Here is a 19,254-nt window from a genome sequence, read left to right as displayed (position 1 = left end):
AGAAAAGATGAAAACATTATTTACCACAGTGTTACTTTTAGGACTAACACTACCCGTTTGTGCACAGGAAATTATTCATAAAAAAGTCCTGAGCAAAAAAATGAACAAGGAAATCGAAACAGTTATTATTACTCCCGAACTTGTAAAAGGCAAAACGTATAAAACCGTTTATATACTTCATGGCTACAGCGGAAACGCCAACAGGACTTATAAACAGGATATTCCGGATCTTATTGGTAAAGCTCAAAAATACAACACGATTTATGTATTGCCTGATGGTAATTTTAATAGTTGGTATGTAGACAGCCCTGTAGATAAATCGTCGCAATATCAGACCTTTATCGGGAAGGAACTGGTAGACTTTATTGACGCAAATTACCCCACAATACAAAACAGAAAATCCAGGGGAATTCTGGGTTGGAGTATGGGAGGATATGGCGCACTAAATATTGGGATTTTTTATCAAAGCACTTTTGGTATCGCCGGCAGTTCCTGTGGCGCATTGGATTTTAATCGTTTTGGAGAGAACTTTCATAATTATCAGGTAGATAAAGTTTTGGGAGATTTTAAAAGCCTGCCGAAGCAATACTTCACATTTGAGAAAACGAAACAAATGGCAAAAGCAAATCAGTTTTATATTTTAGATTGTGGCACAGAGGATAGTCAGATGATTGATATGAATCGTGATTTTCATGAGCTTTTGACCAGTGAAAAAATAGAACATCTCTATATTGAATCTCCCGGCAGTCATGATCCAAAGTATTGGAATAAATCTTTGGCCAACCAACTGGCTTTGTTCGAAAATTATTTTAATGCTGAAAAATAAGAAATAGACTTTTGGGAAAAATCAAAAACCTTATGAAAGAGAAAATTTACCGCAAAGATCGCTAAGTTTTTTTTGCTTTACGCTTTTATAAAAAAAGAAAAGTCCGCAATCCCGATAGTTATCGGGATTGTATTGATTTGGCTTTGCTAACTTTTGCATTTTGACGTATCGCAATTATATTTTATGTTTTTCCACGGCATTTAGCGTTGATTCAATTTTTATTAAATTTGTACAGTATCTTTGATATAAGCTTAAAAAAGAACTATTGAAAAAGAAATTGAATATAGAACTTCATACAAAAGAATTAGATAGTCTAGGTCTCCAAATTAGGGAAATAGTGGCTAATAACGTAGATTTTACTGGTCATTTGACTAAAGCACACAGAGACGATCATTATGTTTTTTATATTCAGCAAGAAGGACTGATCGAACTCATGATTGATTTTAAAAACTATCAGATAAAGGATCAGGCGCTTTTTTTTATTGCTCCGGGTCAGGTACATTATTATACAAAACAAGTGGATTCAAAAGGTTTTTTTATCTTTTTAAATCCTTCTTACCTGCAAAACATCTATCGAAGAATTTTTGATACCTATCAGAATATTTCTCAGGTTGTACCCATTCAGAGTATTGTTTTATTTAAAACTACAGAATTAATTTTTAACCAGGTGTCTGAAGCTGCTGGGGATATTCAAAAAAATATTATCCGTTCCCTTATTGATAGTTTGATGGGAATGGTGGTTTTGGAATTTTCTAAAAACGAAAATTATCTCAAAAACGGTATCGATAGAAAAACGGAACTTACTTTTCAGTTTAGGCAATTGGTACAAAAACATTTCTTAACATTAAAAAGACCCAAAGACTACGCTGCTTTGTTGCATATTTCAGTTCCTTATTTAAACGAAATGGTCAAGGAACAAACAGGATGCGCCTCAAGTTACTGGATACAGCATGAAATTTTACTCGAAGCCAAACGATTGCTTTTTTACACGCAATTGAATACTAAGCAAATTGCTTTTTCATTGCAATATGAAGATCATACTTATTTTTCCAGATTTTTTAAAAGAAATGAAGGTATCACTCCTTTAGAATTTAGAAAGAATTACTGCGATTTGTCCAATCAAAACTCTTAGTTAGCCATTTTCGTTTTCTTATAAAGCCCATTCCTTTGTACTCGTAATTTTTAAACAAAAAAAACATGAGTAGAATTTTAGAAAAGGGACAGACAATTGACTTTTACAAAGCGACTATACCCATCATTGTATCGGTATTTGCTATTTACCTCACGATAGGACTGACGTTAGGAATCGTGCCGGCATTTGTACAAAATGATTTAAAATTTAATAGTTTGATTGTAGGGGTTGTAATTGGCTTACAACCGTTAACCACTCTTTTAACCCGCGCTTATTTCGGGAAAATGACAGATACCAGGGGAGCTAAAAGATCTAAATTTGGCGGGATACTTTTGGTAATGGCCGCCGGAATAATTTATGTGCTTGCAGTGTCATTTGCTTCATATCCTTTGATGGCATTATTACTTCTTTTACTGGCAAGAATCGTTCACGGCATTGCAGAAAGTTTGCTGGTAATTGGCGCTTTAACATGGGGAATAGGTTTAGTCGGACATGAAAAATCCGGCAAAGTAATGACCTGGAACGGAATCGCAATGTATGGTGGAATCGCCGTAGGAGCTCCTTTAAGCATCGGGATAACTAGAGATTTTGACATTACTTATGCCTTGGGGATTATTGCAATTTTGCCCATTGCCAGCTGGATTGCGACTATTAAATTGCCTGCCATTCCGGTTGACAAGAAGCACGTCAGAACACCATTTTATAAAGTAGTAGGAACGATCGCAAAGCAGGGATTGACACTGGCTTTTTCTTCGATGGCATTTGGCTGCATTGCCTCTTTTATCGCTTTATTTTTTACAGAAAAAAACTGGGGAGATGCTTCTTTGGCCTTTATAATTTTTGGAGGATCTTATATCCTGACCAGAGTCTTTTTTGCTTCTTATCCTGATAAATACGGAGGATATAAAGTGGCGGTAGTTTCTTTAGTTATTGAAGTTATTGGACAGTTTCTTATTTATACTTCTTATACCAAAGAAATGGCTTTAATAGGTTGTGCCCTGACTGGAATTGGTTTCTCGCTTGTATTTCCTTCATTAGGAGTACTCGCAATCAAAAAAGTAAAACCTCAAATGCGGGGAACGGCCTTAGGTGCCTATGCCGCATTTTTTGATCTCTCTCTGGGATTGGCAGGACCTACAGCAGGATTAATAGCAGGCTGGTTCAGTTATCAGGATATCTATTTATTTGGGAGTATCAGCTGTTTACTGGCTTTAGGAACGCTGTTGTTGAAACGAGATTAATAAAAAAAATTATGGAAAATTATCAAAAAAAGGTCATCCGTTCTGTGTTTACGGTAAAGAAAAAGTCTTTTATAACACCACATTATATCCGTGTAATTTTTGACGTTACAAACGAGCAATTAGATTTGCTTGCCAATGTAAAACCGGGATCTAATAACAAAATCTATATTCCGCCTAAAGGCATGAATGTTATTTATTTTGCGAATAAAGAGAGTAATGTTTTATCGGAACTTTTGCCTGTCATGAGAACGTACACCACCAGAAGTATCGATTTTGAGAAAAGAGAATTATGCATTGATTTTGTAGCACATGGCGATAATGGCCCTGCTTCTGCCTGGGCACAAAAAGCCGAAGCAGGAGATATTCTCGGGATCGCGATGAAAGGTAATGCGAAAGATTTGGTTCTGCAGGCTGATGAATATCTTTTAATAGGGGATTCGACCGCGCTTCCGGTCATTGGAAATATTTTGGAACAGCTTCCAAAAGGTGTAAATGTAAAAGCTGTATTAGAAGTATACGGAAAAAAGGATAAAATTGATTTCGTTTCTCAGGCCACTGTAAGTGTAGATTGGGTATATAATAAAAACCCTGAAAAAGGAAGTGAGCTTTCAAAATGGATAAAGAAAATCTCGCTTCCTGAGATAAAAACAAAAAGATTTGCCTTTATAGCAGCAGAATACAATACGGTAAAAGCTTTAAGAAGTTATTTTAAAGAAGAAATAGGCTGGGAGAGAAGCCAATATAATGCGTCATCTTATTGGAAAGCAGGAAAAACCGAAACAGAATCTAACACAGAACGCAGGGAAGAAAAACTGGATTAAATTTATTTTGCATTAAGTGAAATATTAAAATAGGCCGAAGAAATTTTTCTTTTGCCTGTTTTTTTTATGATATAAGCAGAAAGTATATTTTGCTATCTTTATAAAATAATTTTATAATCATGACAATACAGCAATTAAAATATATTGTAGCATTAGATGAAGAACGTCATTTTGCACGAGCTGCCGAAGTTTGCATGGTTACACAGCCCGGACTTACGATTCAGTTAAAAAATCTCGAAGAAGAAATAGGTATTAAAATTTTCGATCGAAATAAAGTTCCGTTAACGCCAACCACACTAGGAACAGAAATCATTAATAAAGCAAAGAAAATACTTCGCGAAGCCGATGAAATCAGGGATTTTGTGGTAAACGAAAAAAATTTATTAGAAGGAGAAATTAGAGTAGGAGTAATTTCGACTTTATCGCCTTATTTGATTCCGTTGTTTATAAAGGCGATGAAAGAAGCAACTCCCAAAGTGCACTTTATTATAAGAGAAGCTAATACGGGACAATTGATGAAAGAATTGGAAACCGGTTCATTAGATGTGGTTTTGATGGCAACGCCAACCGGAAACCCCAATTTAATAGAACATCCTATTTTTAAAGAGCCTTTTGTAGCCTATTTAAACGAGCATCACCCAATGGCGAATAATGAGTTTTATGAACTTCAGCAGGGTGATAAAACAGAATTATTATTGCTTCATAGTGAGTTTTGCTACAACGCACAATTGCTGGATATCTGCGGAATCAAATCACCTGGAAAATTAAAAGAGCAGTTTACGTATGATATTAGTTCAATCGAAACCTTAAAAAATCTGGTTCGTGCTCAATTAGGATTTGCCATTATACCGGAACTTTCTATTTTGAACGAAAATAATTCAGGACTTTTTAAACCTTTTAAAGAACCTAAACCGGTAAGAGAAATTAGTTTGGTGGTTTCTGATTCCTTTTCGAAAAAACTATTGCTCGAAAAAATGAACGAAGCGATCTGGAATTGCCTTCCGGACTCCTTAAAAAAAGATTTTGCGTATCGAAAAATACGCTGGAATGATTCGCCTTATTTTGCCAAATCGGTTAGTGATTATATAAAATCACATTCTAAAGTTTAAAAAATTGGGATTTCTTAATCTTTATAAACTCCAAATAAAAAAAAAACAAATTCCAACTTGAAGGCAAGCCAATTGGAATTTGGAATTTTAAAAAATTGCAATTTAATTTTAATTTATTTTTTAGAAGCCGCAATAATAACTTTCGCTACAGCCTCTGGTTGCGAAATAAACACCACATGGCTTCCTTTTATTTCTGTAATTTTTGTATTGGAACGTTTGTACATGGCACGTTCTATTTCAGGAGATATACTTTTGTCTTCAGTTGCTACAATTCCGTAAGAAGGTTTATTTCTCCAGGCTGCTTTTGTAATAGGAGTTCCAAATCCTTTTGCGTAGAATGCGCCTTGAGAAGCATACATAAAATCAGCGTCTTCCTTGCTGATATCTCCAGCAAAACCGGCATGAAATTTAGCTTTATCATAATAAACCACTCCTTTATCATCTGGGCTTAAAACACCATTTTCAGGAGCTGGAGGAGCAGTCATTAACCATTGCACAGAAGTTTCTTCGTTATCAGGCTGTAAAGCTGCTACATAAACCAAAGCCGCTACTTTAGGATGATTTCCGGCTTCTGTAATTACAGTACCACCCCAGGAATGTCCTACCAAATTGTTGGTCCGTCTTGTTTGTCTAGGGCTAAATTAGTTACTCTCACATCATCTTCAAGAGAGCTTAAAGGGTTTTGGACGATGGTAACGTTATATCCTTTTTTAGTTAATACCTGATATAAACCTTTCCAGCCAGAACCATCAGCGAATGCACCGTGTACTAATACAACGTTTTTAATTTGCGCAGCTGTAGTTTGTGCATTAGAATTTGCTGTTGTAAATAAGAAACTAAAAATAAGTACTGCGAACATGAAATAACGATTCAATTGTTCTTTTAATGCTATTGTTTTCATAATTGTATGTTTTTAAATTGTTGTTGTGTGTTTTGCTATTAAGTTGTTGTTTTGTTGTGTCAGGCTGAGCGAAGTCGAAGCCCCCCGCTCAGGTTGACATAAAGTATTTAGTTTAATGTTACTGATAAAGTAATTTCAGTATTTAATAATTTTGAGATAGGACAAATTTCTTTTGCTTTTTGTGCTGCTTTCTGAAAATCTTCTTCTGTAATTGCTGGAACTTTTCCGTTAAGGATTAATTGGATCAAAGTAATTGTTCCGTCTTCAAAAGTTACTTTTGCTTCTGTACTTAAATCTTCCGGAATAAATCCTGCTTCAGAAAGTAAAAAGCTAAGTTGCATGGTAAAACAGCCAGAATGTGCCGCTGCTATTAATTCTTCAGGATTGGTTCCTACACCTTCTTCAAAACGGGTTTTAAAAGATAATTGGGCATTATCTAAAGTGGTGCTTTGAGTGCTAATAGTACCTTTTCCTTCCATTCCTGTACCTTTCCAGTTTGCGTTTGCTCTTCTTGTAAATTTCATGATCTTAATTTTTATAGTTATTTATTTAATGATTCAAATCGTTTGTTTGATTTTGATGAGACAAATGTATAGCGACTATGTTTATTAATCAAATTAATAATTTTTGACACTTATAAAATTAATTAATAATGATAAAATTTTTTGAAATTTGTGTGCAACTAATCTTGAGCTCAAGGCCTGAAATCATTGCTTTTTGGGATATTTATAAAGAAGCAGAGAATAAATAATACAAATCAAAAAAGGACATTAAATATTTAAATGTTTTACACTTAAGTATTTAATGTCCCTTAAAAATTAAATAATATCAGATTTGTCTACAAGAGTATAAGTCTGATGTACATTAATAGTTTGATCTAAATTACAAACTTGCTGTATTGAGTAACGCAAGATCTTCATGATCCAGATGAATTGTAGTTGCATTTATTAATTCTGTAAGCTGTGCAGGATTTGTTGCACTTACAATTGGCGCCGTTATTTCCGGTTGATGCATTACCCATGCCAATGCAATTGTTCCCGGAACAGAATGATGTTTTGAGGCTACAGTATCAAGTGCTTTAAGAATTTTAAATCCTTTCTCGTCTAAATATTTCTCTACGAATGCACTTCGTTTACTGTCTTTTAAATCGTTTTTATCACGGTACTTTCCGGTTAAGAAACCACTTGCCAAAGAAAAATAACTAATAACACTTAAATTATTTTTTACCGTGACAGGTTTTATATTATCCTCAAAATCATGACGATCGTATAAATTATATTCCGGCTGAAAGGTTTGATAAGCCGGGAGGTTATTGGCTTTGCTTACTTCAAGAGATTCCTGCAAACGTTCAGGTGTAAAGTTTGAGGCGCCAATTATTCTTACTTTTCCCGCTTTGATAAGACTGTCGTAAGCTTCCAGAGTTTCTTGTATAGGAGTAGAAAGATCATCATAATGGGATTGGTACAAATCGATATAATCGGTTTGCAGTCGTTTTAGCGAATCTTCAGCTGCCTGAATAATATACTTTTTGCTTAATCCTTTTTTTGTTTCAGAGAATTCAGCACCCACTTTTGTAGCCAGAATAATTTTGTCCCTTTTTCCGGATTCTTTAAGCCATTTTCCAATAGCCAACTCAGACTCTCCACCTTCGTGACCTTGTACCCATTTTGAGTAAACATCCGCAGTATCTAAGGTATTAAATCCGGCATCTGTAAATTGATCTAATAAACTAGATGTCATTTTTTGGTCTGTCGTCCAGCCAAATACATTTGTTCCAAATACCAATGGAGCAATCTCGATGGCAGAATTGCCTAATGTTTTATTTTGTATCATATCTATCAAATTTTTATCAAATGTAATTATTTAATGAACTTTTGTATTTGTAAATAGTAAAAAATGTAAATTTGTTCATTATATATGAACTTATGAATCAGTCGGTCAAAAAAACGTTTCAAATTTTAGAATACATTGCTTCAAGCGGTAATTTCGTCAGGCTTAATGATGTTGCCACAGCCTTAGATTTAAAGAAAAATTCTGTCCACAGTTTTTTAGATAGCCTGAAACAACTTGGTTATCTGGAGCAGGACGATGTAAGTCCGCGATACCGAATAACCTCAAAACTGGAGTGTTTGTATGCTCCTTTATTATCGGTTAATGAACTCAAGAAGGAATTACGGCCTATTCTGGAAAAAATAACCAATCTGACTAATGAGTCTTCGTATCTAGCGGTTCAAATGGGATCTTATTACAGACACGAACTCAAATGCGAGCCAAACAGGGCGGTAAAAATTACGCTGAATACAGGAAAGGAGTACGAAATGACAACTACAGCGATAGGCAAATCATTTCTTGCTTATTCACAACATTTGCAGTCTGGTCTAAGCAAACAATACAATCCGGAAGCTGTAGCTGCTATTGAAACTGAGATTGCAACAATACTAAAAACGGGTTATGCATTGGATGTTCAGGCTTATGATCCTGATCTAAATTGTGTCGCGATGCCAATATTTTACAAAAATAAACCAATAGCGGTTCTTTGTGTTTCAGGTCCTTCGTTTCGGTTTAAAGAACCGCAATTCATAGAATCTTTGCAGATAATGGAATCCCTGATTAAAGAACATGGGAAATACGATAGTAAACTGAATATTAGTTAAAAAGAGCGCAACATAAATCCTTCTTATTTTTGATCAAGAATGACCACTTTTTCAAAACGTCCATGATGGCTAACAGAAACATCCTGAAGTATATTCAATGTAGAATTGAACAGATAAGGTATTGCGTTATCATCTTTTAGAATGTCTTTTTTTTCGATCTCCATTACATTTTTCAGTTGATCCGGACACGTAACGGCAATAGTGTGCAAGCTATCCTGAGTAATCGTTGTTTTTGTATAATAGACATTTCCCTGACAAATCACTTTTCCTGTGCAGTAAGCAGTATTTTTTGCGCTAATAGTGCTGGCCAGTTTTTTAGGAATGTACTCTCTTATTTTTGTTTGTCTGTTATAGATTTTATAGGCCGCCTCTTTCATACTCCATAACAGCCAGAATAGCATTTCCGGTTCAGGATCCTGTGTTATGAGTAACTGTTCGTCGGTGGTGAAGATTTTCTCCGTAAGTCCCTTGCGCTGCCAGTTGCTTTCCCGGCGTGATTGCAAAATATCGACAACATCATTGCCTATCATTTTGCAGCAAGTTTTGTTTCGATAATTTCTACTGCAGTTTTTACATCCAGCATGCGTTCCATATCAGTATTGTCAATAACGACATCAAATGCTTCTTCGATATCCAGTACAATATCTACCAGATTGGCTGAATTGATACTAAGATCGTTAATAAAATCGGTGCTTTCGGTAAGGTTATCATAAGCTTCTGTATTTGTCGTGTAAGGCTTGATAATGACTTTTAATTTTGCTATAAGTTCTTCTTTGTTCATAGGTTTAGTTTTGAAATTTTTTAAAGATTATACAGGCGTTTACATCCCCAAAACCAAAACTAGCTTTGGCAATGATATTCAGGTTGGTGTTTATGGTCTTAGAAGGCACTTTTGAAGCATCTATAAGGGCGGTGACTTCAGGATTCAGATCTTCGCAATTCAGGTTGCCAAATAAAAAACCTTCATGAAGCTGCAAAACTGCAGCAACACTCTCGATACTTCCGGCAGCACTAAGGCAATGGCCTGTCATACTTTTTAAAGAGTTAATAAACGGAAAATCATGGCCTTTTCGATTTAAGGCTTTCGTCCAGTTTTCTATTTCCAGACTGTCTTTTGTTGTGGCGGTAAGATGGCCGTTTATGGCATCAATATCATGTGCTGAAATACCGGCATTGTGGAGCGCATTTGTGATGCATCGCTGAACAGCAGTGCTGTTAGGGGCAGTCATGCTGCCGCTGCCGCGTTGTCCGCCGGAATTGACATTGCCGCCTATTATTTCGGCATAAATGGTTGCCCCGCGATCTAAGGCACTTTCTAAATCTTCAATAACTAATGCCCCGGCACCGCTTCCGGGTACAAATCCTGCCGCAGAAGCGCTCATTGGGCGAGAACCCTGCTCAGGATTATCGTTATAATTAGAACTGCACACACGAAGCGCATCAAATCCGGCCCAAATATAAGGACCGCTGTCTCCGGTACTTCCTGCCAGTATGCGCTTTGCCTGTCCGGATTCTATACGGTCGTACGCCATCATAATAGCTTCAGTTCCCGTTGCACAAGCAGACGAATTGGTTGTTACCTGATTTCCAAGTCCCAGTTTACCGCCCAGATAAGCGCTAATGCCACTGTTCATGGTTTGCGCCACGACAGTACTGCCAAGTCTGCGTACTTGTAGTTCGTCTATTTTATAAATGCTTTCGCGAAACTTATCAATTCCGGATGTTCCGGATCCAAAAATTGTTCCGCTGTCCCAATCAGGATTTTCGTTGATTTCTATTGGTAATCCCGCATTCTTCCAGGCTTCGATACCTGCAATAACACCATATAAAATCCCAGTACTATTAAAGCCTCTTAACTCAAGTTCTGTAAAATATGCCAATTTTAGTTCCTCTGAGATCTGTGGCTGACCTGCGATCTGACAGGAGAATTGCAATTGCTGCAACTGAGCATCATGCCGAATTCCCGAAATGCCATTTTTTAAAGAGTGGGTAAACGCAGGAATTCCAACCCCGTTTGGAGCCGCTACACCAAGTCCTGTTATGACAACTCTTTTGCTCATAATTTTGTCGTGATCATACCGGATAAAATGCCTTTGCAGACTTCTTGTCCGGCTTCGTTTTTCATTACCACATCGCATTTAAGCTTACCAAACCTGAAGAATAGTTTTTGCGATGTAACGGTTACTTTCTCATTAGGATAAACAGCTTTTAGAAATTGCATGTCTGCTGAAGTAAAAGCCACTACAGTATCTTTGTTAAACTTTTCCTTTAATAAAAAAATGCCAAGACAAACCATCCCAATCTGCGCCATAGTCTCGGTTAAGATAACTCCTGGAGTTACTGGATTATCTTTAAAATGACCTTTATAAAAATCAAGATCTTCTTTGTAAGTATAGGTTCCTGTTATTCCGTTTTCATCGACTTGCAATAACTCATCTACAAACAGAAAAGGTTTACTGTAAGGCAATTGTGCGATAATGTTGTTTAATTCCATATTTTATATTTTTTAATAATTACCATTGTAGTAAAACCCGTTGTGCCGAAAATCCCGGTCCAAAACTAAGCATCAGTCCTTTTTCTCCTGACTGTGGTTTTTCGTCCATAATACTTTCTAAAACGTACAAAACCGTCGCACTCGACATATTGCCATACTCTTTAAGTACTTCTTTAGTATGAGTGATGTTTTTGCCTAAACCTGAGAACAGTGACTCGACAGTAGTTACTATTTTTTTTCCTCCTGGATGAAAGATCATGTGGTCGATATCCTGAATTTCTAAATTGTTTTTTTGCAGGAACGGGTGAATGATATCACCAAAATGCGATGCGATTGTATCGGGAACTTCAATGTCTAATACCATTTGCAAACCTGTATTGGTAAGCTTAAATCCCATCATGTGTTCAGCATCATAAAAGTGGTACATTTCCTCGTCGATTATTTCGGGTCCATCATCATCTGCATGCGAAGACAGAAGGCAGCAAGCAGCTCCGTCACCAAAAATAGCGGCGCTGACAATATTAGGCATCGAAAAATCATTGAGCTGAAATGTTGCCGTTGGCGATTCTACTGCGATAATCGCGGCACGCTTACCGGGATTAGCTTGAAGGAAATTTTTAGCATAGATGATGCCTGATATTCCCGCTGCACAACCCATTTCGGTTACAGGAAGCCGGACGATGTCCTGTCTTAATTTCATTTTATTGATCAGATAAGCATCTAAAGACGGAATCATAATTCCGGTACAGCTTACCGTAATAATATAGTCAAGACTTTGGGGATCCCAGTTTGCTTTGGCAAGTGCTTTATTGAGTACCTGTTCGCCTAAAATAATAACCTCACGGCTGTAAATATCATTTTTATCTTCAAACGAAGTTGCTGTAAATACTTCCGCTGGATCCATTATAGAATAGCGTTTGTCTACGGCCGCACCTTCAAAAATTTTCTTTACTTTTTTTATAAAACGCTCGTCCTGTCCCTGCAGCCATCCGTCCAGTAATGGAAGAATATCTGCCGTTGTACGCGAATATTTGGGAAGTTGCTTTGCAACTGTATTAATTTTTACACTCATTTTTTAGCAATTATCCATTGGTAACGAAAAGCCCATTTCCAGTTTATGGTATAGTTTTTTAAATTCAGTTTTTTAGAGAAGTCCTCCAGTTCCTTTTTCTTGAATCCTCTCAAAATAGAGATAAGTCCATCTTCGCGGGACATTTTATTCAAATTAAAAACCGTACATATTTTTTCAAAAAGGCGGTATGCTAATTTACTACGATGCAGATCATTGATAATTACGCCAATTCTGGCATTGTTATTAAAGGTAGTAATTATATCTAATATTTGTTCGTTAGAAAAATGGTGCAGGGTTAAGGTACATAAAACGATATCATAATGTAATGCATTAAAATCATCATTAAAAATATCGACACACTGATATTCGATATTAGGAAATTCATTCGATAATGATTTTGCATAATTTATGGTATAAGCATTGGCATCTATACCTATAAGCTTGAAATTAAGCTTGTTTTTTTGTCCGTATTGCGCGAGCATGCGCAACATGTCGCCATTACCGCACCCTATATCAGCAATTACTATTGGTTGATTTGTATCGGTTTTTCTTAATAATATTTTCAGTCCATGAAGCGTGAGTTTGTTACCGCCTAAGAGCCTGTTAATACTCGCAATTTTATCCAATGCATCGCGTAACTCTTTTCCCTGAAGAAAAAAATCATCCATGATCTCGATTTCCTGTGTTCTGTATTTTGTGTTTACGACCATTTAATTGATTGCTATAGGTTTGCCGTGGGTTTGTTTGATTATCGCAGGCAGTAACATCGGAAGTGCTGCTGTTATGGCGACAAGGGCATTTGTGATGGTTTTTTTTCGTAATATTTTTGCCAAAATCCTTCCCATAAACAAACGTTTGCCAAAATGTCGTTGCCATTGTTGCTGATAGCTTTTTTCTAATATTTCTCTGGATGGTATTGTACCCGAGTAATAATCGAGCACCAGTTCTGATGCTATTTTTGCACTGTGAATTGCCATTGCCATTCCGTTACCGCATAAGGGGTGAATAAGTCCTGCAGTATCGCCCATCATCAGTATATGATTTTCGATGGCTTGTTTTTGATCAAAAGAGATTTGGCTTATTGTTAGCGGTTTATCAAAAAGAAGCGTGCTGTTCTCTAAAATGGTTTTTAGCTGTTTGTTTTTATAAAGTACATTACGCTGGTATTCTTCAATATTTTTATATTGTTTGAAAGTTGTATAATCTGCGAGATAACAAATGTTTATGATGTCGTTTTCTACTTTGGAAACGCCGCAATAACCGCCGTTGAAATTATGCAGTGCAACAACATCATTCTCAAATTTTCCGTTATAATGCGCTTTAACCGCTAGCCAGGGTGACTTTTTATTAAAAAACTCACGTGATAATACTTGATCGATATTAGATCGTTTTCCAAAAGCACCCAATACTATTTTTGAGAATAAAATTTGCTGCGGTGTTGTTATTGTAAACAGGTCATTATCGAAAGAAACATCAGTAACCATTTCCTTAATGACGATACAGCCGTTTGTTATTGCTTTTTGATATAAAAAATTATCCAGTTGATACCTGCTGATACCAAAACCACCCAACGGAAGATTTGCGGAAGCAACCTTTCCTTTAGAAGTACTGAACTCAAATTTAGTAATATGTGTAGGATGTAATTTAGAGATATCAATATCAAGCCATTTAAGATAAGGCAGGATTTCGTTCGAAATATATTCGCCACACACTTTGTGACGCGGATAAGATGATTTTTCTATTAATGTTACTTTTAATCCTTTCTCAGACAGATGTAAGGCACCTGCCAAACCAGCAAGACCGCCGCCAATAATCACAACATCTGAATTTGTTTTCATACTAAGCAATTTAGCTATTATATCTCAAATAGTGCGTATATATTGTTAAAATTACTTCGATTTATTAGTAAAGAAATAGGTTCGCAACACAATTGTTTACTACAAAGATCATAAAGAGTGTTCCTTTTAAATTACATAATTTTAAGTGTTACTTATAGAATTACAGTATGAAAATAAAAAAACGGGAAGCATGAACTTTCCCGTTTTTAATAGTGTTATTATAAATGTGCCGTCCAGACCAGACCGCTTATATCGGTTAGCGTTAGCGTATAATGCTCATTGTGAAGGTCTGATTTATCAACTATCGGAATTTTGATGGTTGCTTTTGCTCCAAGTGGAATGATAAGACTATGCGCGCCGGGTTTAATCTTTGCTACATAGTGATTTTTGATAATTTGCGGAGACAATTTAGACAAATCACTTCCATTCAATTGCAGAAGGTATTTTCCGGAAACATCCTGAAGAGAAATCCCAATCAGGAACGAACCATAAACATCAACTCCTTCTACACGAAAAACATCAAAACTCATTTGGTTATTCTCCATTTTTAAGTTGCTGATTTCAAGTTTAGGTTTTACGGATTTATTATGCAGAGTTCCAAAAACTCCTCCGTGAAAATATTGATTGGTAAATAAAGTCATACCTATAATAAAAGTAACTACAACCAAAAGAATTCTTTTGTACGGAAGCAAGTTTAATTCTCCTGAACCCAATATTTTAAACCATTTTGTTTGAGTAAAACGAAAGTTTTTCTGCATGAGATAAGCATCTAGAGAAAGATAACTGCTTCCCGTTAGAAACAGTGTAAATCCGGAAGCCAGTCCTAAAATTCCAATTTGCCATTCGTCTAAACATGTTGTTCCGATCCAGCCCGAAGCCAGTAAAATACCAAATGCCAATAAGAAAATCCCAACGCTCATAAGACGGGTAAAAAGTCCCAGGATCATTGCCAGACCAACAATTCCTTCAATGATAGTAAAAGCCACCATGTTGATCCATAAGGCATCAGGATGTGTAACTAAGTATTCGATAAGGGGTTTTATTCCCAATGCATTAGGTAAAAAATGATTGAATTTTTCTCCGATATAACCGGCTTCTTCCGGAATTAATTTGTTTTCGAGAATAAGTCGCCTCCAAAAGGCCGAAAAATAAGTCCAGCCCACTACCAGACGCAAGGCTAAAGCAGCTATAGAAGCGGCATTAAAAGTTTTTTGATGTTGCATTTTATAAAATTTTAAAAATAATAAATTGTTTTAAGCAAGATGTGAAACAACTCGCGGGGCAATTTTTAGATTTTTAAAGACTATAAATAAAGCAGGATAATTAATAGAACTCTTCTCGAATTCGAAAGCAGGGTGAATTTGTAATTTAGCAGTAACTGAATTTTTCTGTACCTGAAAATGAAACATTGCTAATCCCGGAACTATTGGCACCTGAGGGATTGAAAAAGATTTCTTGAAACTCGTATTCTTATGAAGAATATTAGCAGTACAAGATCCCTGAACAGGCAGGGAAGTCAGGCTTTTTTGAGAAATTTCTACAACTCCTATTCCGGCAAAATGCAGTACAGATTTTTTGACGTGACAATTAGAAAAAGCGTACACCAAAGCCACAACCAGCAAAAGCTGTTTAAGATAACTAAAAAGAGTGGCCGGGTTTTTTAATTTCATTTCATAAAAATAGTATTTAAAAAACACTTTTGCCTCTTTTTACAAAACGTTAACAACATTAATTTCGGTTATGTATCAATTAAATTAGAAAAAACAGATCCGTATATTTGGATTTATGAGGTGGTTTATAAATCGTTTTATATGGTATAAAATGCTAATCGCCTTTGTTTTGAGCGCGTGTGTTTTTGTTGTGTTTAAGATATTTATCGTATTAGGAGAAGATATCATTTCCGGTATTTTACGCTAGTACTGTAATAATGATTATATTTATTGTAAGATAAGTTTACCAATAGACGATATGAATAGTCTTTAAGGTAAAATGCGCTGCTTAGAGTAATCGGACCGAAGATTCAGTAATGAATTTATCTTCAAGTTATAGTACAAGCGAGCAGCAATAATTAATTAAAAACTTTATCGTTATGAAATTTTTAAAATCTTACGTATTTGTATTTTGTATTTTGTTTTCATGGGCACACAGTAATGCGCAGGATTTAAAACCTGGATTTGATAAGGCAGAATACAGAGAATTGATTTATATCGCTACTCAGTCGACTGAATCTCCGGAAAAAGCAAAAACAATTCCCCAGCCGGAACATTCAAAATTAGTCTACAGAAGCAAACCGATTGGTTTAGACAATCTTTGGGAATTATGGCTCAAAGACCGAAATACAGCTGTATTATGTACCAGAGGAACTACTGAAAAAAGCGAAAGCTGGCTTGCAAATCTTTATGCGGCAATGACTCCGGCGAAAGGCGAACTGAAAATCTCCAGCACAGACACTTTTCGATACGAATTATCAACCAATAAAAATGCCGCGGTTCATACAGGTTATCTTTTAAGTACTGCATTTATTTCTAAAGAAATGGTGCCAAAAATTGATTCCTGTTACAAAGCAGGAATCAAAAATTTCCTGATTATGGGACATAGTCAGGGCGGAGGTATAAGTTATTTACTAACGGCTCATTTTTATAATTTGCAAAATAGGGGAGTTTTGCCGGCTGATATCCGTTTTAAGACCTATTGCAGTGCAGCCCCTAAACCCGGAAATTTATATTTTGCTTATGATTACGAAAATCAAACCCAAAATGGCTGGGCGTATAATGTGGTGAGCGCTGTAGACTGGGTACCTCAAACGCCTTTTTCAGTCGAAATGCCGGATGATTTACCTGTTGTTAGTCCAATTGCAATGCTTGAGGAAACAATAAAAAAGCAAACCTTCTTTAAGAGAATGTTCCTCAATATGGTGTATGGCAAGTTAACGAATCCATCGCTTAAGACGGTTAAGACGTATCAAAAATTGTTAGGTCAGCAAATGGCAAAAAGGGTACAAAAAATTCTGCCGGAGTTTGTAGCGCCTAAATTTTACAATAGCAATAATTATGTTCGCACAGGCAATACAATTGTCCTTTATCCCAATGATAATGATGAGAATTATTATAAAAAATTTCCCAATGAGAGTAAAGATTTAATGATTCATCACTCTTTTCCGCCCTATTTGTATCTTCTGGATCAGCTTAAATAAGTTAATAAAAAACAGTATAATGGTATTTCAATTATGCTGTTTTTTTTGTGTTTTATTTTTTTAGAAAATTACAATATACCACATTGATTAAAAGGCATGATGATTTCATAATTAAAAGTTAAGATTACTGTTTTTTGAGATTATCTCTTTTTTGTTAAAAAATTTTAGAATAAAATTTCTGTTCTTTGTGCAGTAAATTTTATAAAAAAAAGTAACAAAGTCTAAGTTTTAGCGACCAATTCAAAGCACATCAATATTAGATTATTTAAGAAGAATCATCGTATTTACGTTTATGGACAACAGGAAGTTTATTTTAAGTTTGAAAAAAGGTAATGAGGCTTCTTTCAAAGAAGTGTATCTCAATTACTATGACAAACTGATAAACATTGCCAAACGTTTTGATTTTACTGTTCTGACTCCGCAGGACTTTGTTCAGGAAACTTTTCTAAGATTATATAATAAAAGGGAATTACTTAACGAAGACGTTTTATTCGATAAACAATTGTTTACCATCTGCAAGAATATCATTCTCAATCACGTCAACAGAGAGAATAAGATAATTCAGCTTGATCCGGAGTTTGAAAAAATGGAATCTGAAGATACAGAAACCATAATTTTTGAAGAAAGAAGAGAAAAGTTATATCATTTTATCAATTTGCTTCCCGAGCAGCAACAAAAAATATTTACTTTACATAAACTGGAAAGCCTTAGTTACAAGGAGATTGCAGCAATTACAGACCTTTCTGAAAAAACAATTGCCAATCATATTTACCTTGCCAGTAAATTTATTAGAAAAAAAATCGAAGATCATTAGGAACTTTTGTGTTCTCGTTTGTTATCTCTATAAACGCAAACATAAAATGTATATTGAATCTTATAAAACGGATGTGAAAACAAATGAAGACGCAAAATTTATTGTAGTGCTTCTGCAGTTTATTATTTCTGATTGTATAATGAATTTTGATCAGGAGAATCACGATCTTATTCTAAGGATCAAAACCAACAGGGATATAAAAGAAATGGTTTATGGTGTTTTTAATAAGCAGGGATTTTGCTGTCAAAAAATATAAAGCTTCAAAGACATGGATGAAAAGAAAGTAGAAGAAGAATTGAAAAAAGTGTGGAATGAAACTCCCGTTTCACATTCTGATCGTGAAAAAGAGATTTCCTGGGAACAGTTTCAGGCCAAGGCATTTTCTTCAAAAAAGAAGAAATCTAAGGCTTGGATTTATTATGCCGCGGCAGCAGCAGTTTTAATTTTTGCCGGTACCGGACTCTATTTTAATGGTAATCCTTTAAAGCATGATGTACAATTAGCTCAAACCACTATCGAAAATACGAGCTCAATACTAAAAGTGGTTGCATTGCCTGATAGTTCAAGAGTCGAATTGAGCCCGAATTCTAAAATTACCTATGCAAATAATTTTACGGTGAACAGAAAAGTGAACATTATGGGTGAAGCTTATTTTAAAGTAAAAAAGGACAAGCAGCATCCTTTTCAGGTATTTTGCAATGAGACCACTACTACAGTTTTAGGAACCTCTTTTACGGTTAAAGGTTATGCACAAAAAGAAGTAACCGTTGAACTTTATGAAGGAAGTGTTCAGATGAATGTAAAAAATCAGGACAAAAAATGGATCCTGAAACCCGGAGAAAAATTTACATACGGAAATCTAACGGCATCGGTAGCGGAATTTGAAAGGTTTACGGATTTTGAGAATGAAAAACTGATCGCTGTCAGCGCTTACATTGAGTCGAATTATGGTTATAAAGTAAATATGCCGCAAGAATATTATGAGCAGCGAATCACGGTAAGAATAAATAAAAAAGAAGATTTAAAAACAATTGTCCAACTAATATCAGAAATGTATAACCTAAACTTTGAAGTAAATGAAGATTTAAAACAGATTACTTTTCAATAGAAAAGAAAAGGATGCACTAGCCGCGAAACTAAACATCCTTCCTTATAGTCA

23 protein-coding genes are annotated in these 19,254 nt (G+C 35.5%); 10 read left to right on the top strand and 13 right to left on the bottom strand.

All coding sequences use genetic code 11. The features are described 5' to 3' along the window. Positions 1 to 7: 7 nt before the first annotated feature. The 5 genes from B0A67_RS01740 (at position 8) to B0A67_RS01720 (ending at position 5,129) form a co-directional block, all read left to right on the top strand. Positions 8 to 826 carry an alpha/beta hydrolase gene (locus tag B0A67_RS01740; RefSeq protein WP_072958305.1) on the top strand — a complete coding sequence of 273 codons (819 nt, stop codon included), beginning with the start codon at positions 8 to 10 and terminating at the stop codon, positions 824 to 826. A gap of 265 nt (positions 827 to 1,091) precedes the next feature. Next, a complete protein-coding gene (locus B0A67_RS01735; protein WP_072958308.1) occupies positions 1,092 to 1,958 on the top strand; it encodes an AraC family transcriptional regulator in 867 nt (288 codons plus the stop codon). Positions 1,959 to 2,023: 65 nt separating this feature from the next. Continuing rightward, a complete protein-coding gene (locus B0A67_RS01730) occupies positions 2,024 to 3,199 on the top strand; it encodes an MFS transporter (RefSeq protein ID WP_072958312.1) in 1,176 nt (391 codons plus the stop codon). 11 nt (positions 3,200 to 3,210) lie between these two features. After that, positions 3,211 to 4,020 (top strand): siderophore-interacting protein, encoded by an 810-nt coding sequence (locus tag B0A67_RS01725; RefSeq protein WP_072958315.1) that lies wholly within the window; start codon positions 3,211 to 3,213, stop codon positions 4,018 to 4,020. 119 nt (positions 4,021 to 4,139) lie between these two features. Further along, positions 4,140 to 5,129: a hydrogen peroxide-inducible genes activator gene (locus B0A67_RS01720; protein ID WP_072958318.1), complete on the top strand. Its 990-nt coding sequence runs from the start codon at positions 4,140 to 4,142 to the stop codon at positions 5,127 to 5,129. Positions 5,130 to 5,242: 113 nt separating this feature from the next. On the opposite strand, the gene B0A67_RS01715 is transcribed toward B0A67_RS01720, so the two are convergent. The 4 genes from B0A67_RS01715 to B0A67_RS01705 form a co-directional block, all read right to left on the bottom strand. After that, positions 5,243 to 5,737, bottom strand: coding sequence for an alpha/beta hydrolase (locus tag B0A67_RS01715; RefSeq protein WP_242670905.1), 495 nt, complete (start codon positions 5,735 to 5,737; stop codon positions 5,243 to 5,245). After that, complete coding sequence (locus tag B0A67_RS25135) at positions 5,731 to 6,030, bottom strand: lipase family protein (RefSeq protein WP_242670904.1); 300 nt, start codon at positions 6,028 to 6,030, stop codon at positions 5,731 to 5,733. Before B0A67_RS25135 ends, B0A67_RS01715 begins: the two co-directional genes overlap by 7 nt. Positions 6,031 to 6,137: 107 nt before the next feature. After that, positions 6,138 to 6,554 carry an OsmC family protein gene (locus tag B0A67_RS01710; RefSeq protein WP_072958322.1) on the bottom strand — a complete coding sequence of 139 codons (417 nt, stop codon included), beginning with the start codon at positions 6,552 to 6,554 and terminating at the stop codon, positions 6,138 to 6,140. Positions 6,555 to 6,912: 358 nt separating this feature from the next. Next, positions 6,913 to 7,863, bottom strand: coding sequence for an aldo/keto reductase (locus B0A67_RS01705; protein WP_072958325.1), 951 nt, complete (start codon positions 7,861 to 7,863; stop codon positions 6,913 to 6,915). A gap of 71 nt (positions 7,864 to 7,934) precedes the next feature. Between B0A67_RS01705 and B0A67_RS01700 the strand changes: the two genes are divergently transcribed. Beyond that, entirely contained in the window at positions 7,935 to 8,684 is a 750-nt protein-coding gene (locus B0A67_RS01700) for an IclR family transcriptional regulator (RefSeq protein ID WP_207557295.1), read from the top strand. A gap of 23 nt (positions 8,685 to 8,707) precedes the next feature. On the opposite strand, the gene B0A67_RS01695 is transcribed toward B0A67_RS01700, so the two are convergent. From B0A67_RS01695 to B0A67_RS01655, 9 genes are all read right to left on the bottom strand, one after another. Further along, positions 8,708 to 9,214, bottom strand: coding sequence for a 4'-phosphopantetheinyl transferase family protein (locus tag B0A67_RS01695; protein ID WP_072958331.1), 507 nt, complete (start codon positions 9,212 to 9,214; stop codon positions 8,708 to 8,710). After that, complete coding sequence (locus B0A67_RS01690; protein ID WP_072958334.1) at positions 9,211 to 9,465, bottom strand: acyl carrier protein; 255 nt, start codon at positions 9,463 to 9,465, stop codon at positions 9,211 to 9,213. Before B0A67_RS01690 ends, B0A67_RS01695 begins: the two co-directional genes overlap by 4 nt. A gap of 4 nt (positions 9,466 to 9,469) precedes the next feature. Next, positions 9,470 to 10,744 (bottom strand): beta-ketoacyl-[acyl-carrier-protein] synthase family protein, encoded by a 1,275-nt coding sequence (locus tag B0A67_RS01685; protein WP_072958337.1) that lies wholly within the window; start codon positions 10,742 to 10,744, stop codon positions 9,470 to 9,472. Continuing rightward, a complete protein-coding gene (locus B0A67_RS01680) occupies positions 10,741 to 11,178 on the bottom strand; it encodes a 3-hydroxyacyl-ACP dehydratase FabZ family protein (protein WP_072958340.1) in 438 nt (145 codons plus the stop codon). The genes B0A67_RS01685 and B0A67_RS01680 overlap by 4 nt, the downstream gene beginning before the upstream one ends. A gap of 19 nt (positions 11,179 to 11,197) precedes the next feature. After that, positions 11,198 to 12,250, bottom strand: a complete 1,053-nt coding sequence (locus B0A67_RS01675) for a type III polyketide synthase (protein ID WP_072958343.1) — start codon at positions 12,248 to 12,250, stop codon at positions 11,198 to 11,200. Further along, positions 12,247 to 12,960, bottom strand: coding sequence for a methyltransferase domain-containing protein (locus B0A67_RS01670; RefSeq protein WP_072958346.1), 714 nt, complete (start codon positions 12,958 to 12,960; stop codon positions 12,247 to 12,249). Before B0A67_RS01670 ends, B0A67_RS01675 begins: the two co-directional genes overlap by 4 nt. After that, entirely contained in the window at positions 12,961 to 14,088 is a 1,128-nt protein-coding gene (locus B0A67_RS01665; protein ID WP_072958350.1) for an NAD(P)/FAD-dependent oxidoreductase, read from the bottom strand. A 218-nt stretch (positions 14,089 to 14,306) separates the two neighbouring features. After that, positions 14,307 to 15,311: a TQO small subunit DoxD gene (locus tag B0A67_RS01660; RefSeq protein WP_072958353.1), complete on the bottom strand. Its 1,005-nt coding sequence runs from the start codon at positions 15,309 to 15,311 to the stop codon at positions 14,307 to 14,309. A 30-nt stretch (positions 15,312 to 15,341) separates the two neighbouring features. Beyond that, positions 15,342 to 15,758, bottom strand: coding sequence for a hypothetical protein (locus tag B0A67_RS01655; protein ID WP_072958356.1), 417 nt, complete (start codon positions 15,756 to 15,758; stop codon positions 15,342 to 15,344). A 419-nt stretch (positions 15,759 to 16,177) separates the two neighbouring features. Between B0A67_RS01655 and B0A67_RS01650 the strand changes: the two genes are divergently transcribed. The 4 genes from B0A67_RS01650 (at position 16,178) to B0A67_RS01635 (ending at position 19,203) form a co-directional block, all read left to right on the top strand. Further along, positions 16,178 to 17,281, top strand: coding sequence for a lipase family protein (locus B0A67_RS01650; protein ID WP_072958359.1), 1,104 nt, complete (start codon positions 16,178 to 16,180; stop codon positions 17,279 to 17,281). A 292-nt stretch (positions 17,282 to 17,573) separates the two neighbouring features. Continuing rightward, on the top strand, positions 17,574 to 18,095 hold the full coding sequence (locus B0A67_RS01645; RefSeq protein WP_072958364.1) for an RNA polymerase sigma factor: 522 nt from the start codon (positions 17,574 to 17,576) through the stop codon (positions 18,093 to 18,095). Positions 18,096 to 18,141: 46 nt separating this feature from the next. Continuing rightward, positions 18,142 to 18,351, top strand: coding sequence for a hypothetical protein (locus B0A67_RS01640; protein WP_072958367.1), 210 nt, complete (start codon positions 18,142 to 18,144; stop codon positions 18,349 to 18,351). 12 nt (positions 18,352 to 18,363) lie between these two features. Then, positions 18,364 to 19,203, top strand: coding sequence for a FecR family protein (locus B0A67_RS01635; protein ID WP_072958370.1), 840 nt, complete (start codon positions 18,364 to 18,366; stop codon positions 19,201 to 19,203). The last annotated feature ends 51 nt before the right edge of the window (positions 19,204 to 19,254 follow it).

The organism is Flavobacterium aquidurense (genome assembly GCF_002217195.1).
Lineage (GTDB): Bacteria > Bacteroidota > Bacteroidia > Flavobacteriales > Flavobacteriaceae > Flavobacterium > Flavobacterium frigidimaris.
The sequence above is the reverse complement of the archived record's forward strand: the minus strand, read 5'-3'. Positions and strand labels throughout refer to the sequence as shown.